General features: G+C 44.3%; 6 protein-coding genes. All 6 read right to left on the reverse strand.

What is annotated here, in order from left to right:
- Window positions 1-19 precede the first annotated feature (19 nt).
- The 6 genes from RMX89_RS27005 to nifK all read right to left on the reverse strand — a co-directional run bounded on the left by RMX89_RS27005 (window position 20) and on the right by nifK (window position 6,070).
- Window positions 20-496, reverse strand: a complete 477-nt coding sequence (locus RMX89_RS27005) for a NifX-associated nitrogen fixation protein (RefSeq protein ID WP_322674578.1) — start codon at window positions 494-496, stop codon at window positions 20-22.
- Window positions 493-906 (reverse strand): nitrogen fixation protein NifX, encoded by a 414-nt coding sequence (gene nifX / locus RMX89_RS27010; RefSeq protein ID WP_069069804.1) that lies wholly within the window; start codon window positions 904-906, stop codon window positions 493-495. The genes RMX89_RS27005 and nifX overlap by 4 nt, the downstream gene beginning before the upstream one ends.
- A 304-nt stretch (window positions 907-1,210) precedes the next feature.
- Window positions 1,211-2,548 carry a nitrogenase iron-molybdenum cofactor biosynthesis protein NifN gene (nifN, locus tag RMX89_RS27015; RefSeq protein WP_322691080.1) on the reverse strand — a complete coding sequence of 446 codons (1,338 nt, stop codon included), beginning with the start codon at window positions 2,546-2,548 and terminating at the stop codon, window positions 1,211-1,213.
- Window positions 2,548-3,930, reverse strand: coding sequence for a nitrogenase iron-molybdenum cofactor biosynthesis protein NifE (gene nifE / locus RMX89_RS27020; protein WP_322691081.1), 1,383 nt, complete (start codon window positions 3,928-3,930; stop codon window positions 2,548-2,550). Before nifE ends, nifN begins: the two co-directional genes overlap by 1 nt.
- A gap of 132 nt (window positions 3,931-4,062) precedes the next feature.
- Window positions 4,063-4,410 carry a Mo-dependent nitrogenase C-terminal domain-containing protein gene (locus tag RMX89_RS27025; RefSeq protein ID WP_322683917.1) on the reverse strand — a complete coding sequence of 116 codons (348 nt, stop codon included), beginning with the start codon at window positions 4,408-4,410 and terminating at the stop codon, window positions 4,063-4,065.
- A 124-nt stretch (window positions 4,411-4,534) separates the two neighbouring features.
- Window positions 4,535-6,070, reverse strand: coding sequence for a nitrogenase molybdenum-iron protein subunit beta (gene nifK / locus RMX89_RS27030; protein ID WP_322674575.1), 1,536 nt, complete (start codon window positions 6,068-6,070; stop codon window positions 4,535-4,537).
- Window positions 6,071-6,428 lie beyond the last annotated feature (358 nt).

Raw genomic sequence — 6,428 nt, forward strand, 5'->3', positions numbered from 1 at the left:
ACTCCTCACTCCTAACTCTTTAAATTTTGCCAACTTCAGGAAAACGTTTCGCCAAATCAAGACCTTTTTTGACGTAGTTTTCTCCCTCTTCTGCTAATTTCTCTACTGAGTCAAAGCCAAAGCGATGAGCATCTCGCAAGGTTTTCACAGCTAACAAGAGACGACCAGAAAAAACTAGCGCCCAGCCAAATCCTTCATGGCTCAAATCAACTACAACCTGAGATATCAAACCTGTTTCTTGTTCAATTCCAGCCGCTACAGCCCGAAAAAATGCCATAATTCGTGCTTGCGTGATCGGATCGACTTCGCCCTCAACGGAGATTTCCCGTTTCTTTTGTTTGGTAACAATAAAGGGTTTGAGAATCAACTCATCCGACCAAGTACGATAAACTCCATAACTGTCTTGACCACGGATTTGTTTAATTAATACCTTCAGGAAAGGTGAGTTCAAGACTTCTGTTGTAGCAGTTCCGTTAACACTATTATTTGTGGTCATACTGTTGCTTCGTCTTCAATTTCATCAGCAAAGTTTGTGGTTTTTGGCTGTAAAGCTTTACGCAACCAAGGTGGAGGATTACCTTTGAGGGTTTTCACTAGCTTATTTAGCACTTCGCTAATTTCTTCTTCTTCCGATCGCGCCTTCACTGGGGTGACACCTTTCTTGATTAACCGAGCGGCGGCGCTACCACCAATTGCTGTTACGTAAATAATCGTACAGTCACCTATTGACTCAAGTTTTGGAGTGATTTTGTCTTCATTACCATCTTCTTTGAGTTCGCCTTCAAAGGTGAGGGTTTCTACGAAGTGATATCCCTCATCGGTAATTTCGTAAACATCAATCATTTTTGCCCATCCGAAGTGGGCATTAATATGAACTCGGTCACTCGTCGTGAAGGCTATTTTCATTGTAATTCTCCTCAGTTTTGAATTTTGAAGCAATACGGTTCAGTTAGTGATATTTAGCCTCGGAAGATCCGCTTAAAAAGCTACGGTGTATACACAAGTCTGAAATAGCTGATTAGTGATTAACCAAGGTTTTACCCCACCCTAACCCTCCCCTTATAAAGGGGAGGGAACTAGATTTGATTTATTGTTTCCCCCCTTTATAAGGGGGGATTAAGGGGGGTAATTCGACTTGTGTATACATGCCTTAACGAGGGTTAGGGAGGATCAACTCTTAACTGAACTGTTTTGAATTTCAAGTGTGAATTCAAAACTCTGCGCTCACAGTTCCGAACTCTTGGAACTGTTTAACTCTCGCTTCTTCTGCCTCTAAAAACAGGTTGCCGATACCAAACAAAAGTTCCATTGTGCCTCTATAGCCAACTTTGGTAAATTGACCATTACCTAAGCGGTCATAAATGGGCAATCCTAGACGATAAAGAGGAATCGAGAGCCGTTTTGCGATCGCACCCACATTCGAGTTACCAATCAGCAAATCAGAACCGGCTGCTAAACTATCAAAGTCTTCTAAGTCGCCGATGGTGATACTTTTAACCGGGAGCTTTTCTAAAAGGTGCGATCGCGTGGTTGTCACCGCCGCATGAATTTGCGCTCCCATCGATTGCAGAAAATGCACTGTTGACCACAACAAATCGGGTTCTAGCGCTAAAGAAACTCGTTTTGCGCCGAAGTAAAAGTGAGTGTCCAACATCGCATCTTGCAACTGACGGCGTTGGCGGCGGTATTTTTCTGGTACGCTGTTACCGCTCAAAATTGCCAATGCTTGGATAAATTCATCTACTGGTTCTAATCCAGTCAGTTCGCCAAACACCTCATAAGGTGTGCCAAAGCGTTCTTCCAATATTTTGGCTGCACCCCGCATACTTTCACCCAATGCCAGGGTAAAAGCAGAACTACCTACTTCTCGTAGCTGTTTTAAAGTAGTTCCACTGACTGTAACTGCACTATAAGCATCCTCTAAATGTCCATCTAGAGAAGCGCCAAGGTCAGGTACAAAGATTGGCACTAGTCCAAAGGACGTTACCATCTCTTTGATTTCCTGTACATCCCCAGGTGTGAAGGCAGAACCCGCTAAAATCGTGACTTGTTCAGTTCTGAGTCCACCCGCGCGAGGAATTTCCTTAACTATGCTTTCGACAGCAACAGCAAAGCCATCTTGCAACGCACCTTTAAAATCTGGGGTGGGGGCAAAAACGATCGCTAAGTTATTCAATTCGGGATGGCGATCGCGGATTTCTTTAAGAAAACCCTCAATATCATCTCCTCTGGTTTCAGTTAACCCAGTACTACATAAACCAATAATTTCTGGGTTAGCCTTTTCCACCAGAGTGAGAATTGCTTGCTCCACATTCTCTTCACCACCCAAAATAGTAGTGACTTCCGTCATCGCTGTGGTAGCTAGGGGAATCGCTTCCCGGAAATGCCGCACTAGGACAACTTTGGCGAAAGCAGTACAACCTTGAGAACCGTGGAATAAGGGCATCGTCCCTTTCAATCCCAGAAAGGCTAAGGTTGCACCCAAAGCTTGACTTTGCTTGAGGGGATTAACTGTCAGTGCTTTGTTAGAAACAGTAACGATCGCCATTAAACTACCTCCTCTTCTTCCCAAGGAGCGGGTTTGCGTATTTGTTCCCAAATCGGGCTATACAGAGCTTCGTACAATTCCCGCGCCATCTCAATCATTCCCACATAACCTGCATAAGGATGGTGACGTTCTTGGTTGATATCAAGAAAAGGAATTCTAGCTTTCAAAGCGGTGTATTGGTTACGTCCACCAGCAATCAGCATATCTGCTTTGGTGTCTTTAACCAGTTTTAGCAATTCTTGAGCATTGCCTTTCTCCAACATGATGCCATCGTTGCCGATCAACTTCTTGATTTTGGCTTTATCTTCCTCAGTACTTTTTCGAGTACTGGTAGCAACAACTTCAATGCCTAAGTCTCTAGCAGCCGAAATAATCGACCAACTCTTGACACCACCTGTATACAATACAACCCGCTTACCTTTGAGTCGAGCGCGATAAGGAGCCAATGCCAAATCTAAAGCAGCCGTTTCATCTGCAATTAGCTTTTCTGTGCGTTCTTGTAAATCACCATCGCCTAATTTAGCAGCGATGTTTCGGAGACAGCGATTCATATCATCGATGCCGTAGAAAGACTCTTCAATGTAAGGGATGTTGTAACGCTCCTCCATCTTTCTCGCCATATTGAGCAGCGCTCGTGAGCAGATCATGACGTTGAGCTTGGCGCGGTGGGCGTAGCGAATTTCATCGTAGCGAGCATCGCCCGTAATTTTAGACAGAATACGGATGCCTAATTTTTCTAGCAGTGGTGTTACTCCCCACATTTCACCGGCGATGTTGTATTCACCGATTAAGTTAATATCATAGGGCGTTGTATGTTCCGGTTCTGCTGTTCCGACAACATATTCTAATAAAGATTCACCACCAAAACGGTTGCCGAGATTTTTACTGCCAATGAATCCTGGGGCAATGACGGGAACAACAGGAGTACCAATTTTCTCAGCCGCCGCTTTGCAGACTGCATCGATATCATCGCCAATTAAGGCTGTAACGCAAGTGGCATAGACAAATACTGCTGCTGGTTGGTAGCGCTCGTGAAGTTCTAGAATTGCTTTGTAGAGTTTCTTTTCGCCACCGAAGATGACATCATTTTCACCCAAGTCAGTAGTAAAGCCCATTTTGTAGAGTTGCGGGCCAGACGACAGACTACCACGACTGCCCCAGGAATTACCAGCACAGGCGATCGGCCCGTGGACTAAATGAGCAGCATCTGCGATCGGCACTAGAGCAATCATTGCACCATCAAAGGCACAGCCCCCTTGAGCCGCGCCAGGTTGTGCCTGTTGAGCGCATGACTTGTTTTTCTTTTCTGCTTGTTTGTGCTGATTATGCTCGCATCCTGTCTCAGTCAGCAGCTCGTTGATTTTGCCTTGGGTGCTTTTCATCTCTCTTCTCTTAATTGTTAATTGTCCTTTGTCATTTGTCATTTGAATTGACTATTGTACAGACGCGATTAATCGCGTCTCTAGCAATGACTAATGACCAATGACTAATGACTAATGATCAATGACCGATGACTAACAAATGTATCTTGTGACATCCTCTCCACATACATCGGTCAGGTAAGATAGAGCGCGGAAACGCAATCCTACAAATTCGTCATATAAAGGATTGAGTTTACATAGTGGTGGGATATCAATACACTTCCCAAATAATTTAATTTGTCGCTCAAAGGGACAACAACAAGGAATTGTTTGGCAAATTAGATGAGCGATGCGATTATTTTTAACCTGAATTCCATCCACTACACCACGCAACGGATTAAGAAGATTGTTGAACCATCCTGGTTTTTTCTGGTTAGGTGGATGGTAATTAGGATGAGGATGAGTGTGAGTATGTTCGTGAGTGTGATTGATGGTTTCCATCTATAGATACCTTGGGTAAATGCTAGTAAGAAAAGGGGGGAATAATTCATAATTACGAATTACGAATTACGAATTACGAATTATTCCCCGCCCTTAATTAACACGTTGTGTTTCTACGCAATTTCTAACGAATCAAGTCGTAGGAAATATCTGTCTTAGAAGGAATGTTGGTGTTGCGATCGATTTCTTCAAACAGAGTGTTTACAGTCCAGTTGAGGAGGTTGATTATACCTTGATAACCAATGGTGGCGTAGCGGTGTAAGTGGTGGCGATCCATGATGGGGTAGCCGATTCTCACGAGGGGAATCTTGGTGTCGCGCCACAGGTACTTACCGTAGGTGTTACCAACCAGGAAGTCTACTGGTTCGGTGAACAACAATGAACGCATGTGCCACAAGTCCTTACCAGGCCAGAGGGTTGCATTCTTACCGAAGGGGCTAGAAGCAAGCAGTTCTCTCATTTCTGCTTCAAATATTTCGTTGCTGTTGTGAACCAAGATATGCACAGGTTCAGCACCCATTTCTAGCATAAAGCCAACTACGCTGTATACTAAATCTGGTTCGCCGTAGATAGCGAAGCGCTTGCCGTGAATCCATGAGTGGGAGTCAGTCATGGCATCAACTGCACGACCGCGTTCGATTTCCAATTCTTGAGGAATTGGGATACCACTCAATTCGCTGAGTTTCATCAAGAACTCATCAGTACCCTTAATGCCCCAAGGACGGGAAACTGAGGTTGGTTGCTTCCACTCTTTTTCGATGTACTCGCGGGTTTTGAGAGTAGAGTGTGATTGCAGAGCAATTGTAGCTTTCGCATTGATTGAATCTTCTGCATCTTCTAGCTTTGTACCACCTGGGTACATATCGAATTCACCTGTGTTGGGTGAATCCAAGTAGTCGCTGTTGTCGGCTAGAATTGTGTAGTCAAAGCCGAACAGCGAAGCAATCCGCTTGATTTCGCGGTTGTTGCCTACGTAGGTGTCAAAACCTGGGATGAAGTTGATTTTACCATTGCTGGTTTCTTTCTTATGACCTGCGGTCAAGTTAGAAAGAATTCCCTTCATCATGTTGTCGTAACCAGTGATATGGGAACCGACAAAGCTAGGAGTGTGAGCGTAAGGTACTGGGAAATCTTGAGGAACTGAACCAGCTTCCTTAGCGTTGTTGATGAAAGACTGTAAGTCATCACCAATTACTTCTGCCATACAGGTGGTGCAGACAGCGATCATCTTAGGCTTGTACAGTTGGTAAGAGTTCGCCAAGCCGTCAATCATGTTTTGCAGACCACCAAACACGGCTGCATCTTCAGTCATTGAAGAAGATACACCAGAGAATGGCTCTTTGTAGTGACGGGTTAAGTGGGTGCGGAAGTAAGCAACGCAACCTTGAGAACCTTGAACGAAAGGTAGAGTACCTTCAAAACCAACAGCAGCAAAAATTGCTCCTAGTGGTTGGCAACCTTTAGCAGGGTTAACGGTTAAAGCTTCACGAGCGAAGTTCTTTTCACGATAATCCCAACCTTTTGTCCACTCTGCAACCCGTGTTACTTCTTCGGCTTCGTGACCGTTTTCAAACTGCTTTTTGTTTTCAAATAGCTGTTGATACTCAGGTTGGTGGAATAACTCGACGTGATCTTGAATTTTTTCTGGATTCTGAGGCATTTCTGGATCTCCAAGGTTACTGAATTCTTTACTGATTGAGGAATGAAGATTTAAGGCGGGAGTGGGAATATGATTCAAAATTCAAAATGCAAAAATCAAAACGAATTTTTAATCTTTCAATTTTGAATTTTGTATTCCCAACTCCCCCCTGGGGTTTTAGCCCCAGGTTATCCTTACTTATCTCACTCTCCCATTTCCCTAAACGGCAGCCTTAGCCTTAGCTTCAGCCTTCTTAGCCTGAGCTTTTTCATTCCAAGGAGCGCCAATTAATGACCAGGTTGGGCTGTTGAGTGCCAAGTCCATATCACGAGCGAAGATGGCAAAGCCGTCATAACCGTGATAAGGGCCGGAGTAATCC

It is taken from the genome of Nostoc sp. DedSLP04 (assembly GCF_034530775.1).
Classification (GTDB): Bacteria; Cyanobacteriota; Cyanobacteriia; order Cyanobacteriales; family Nostocaceae; genus Nostoc.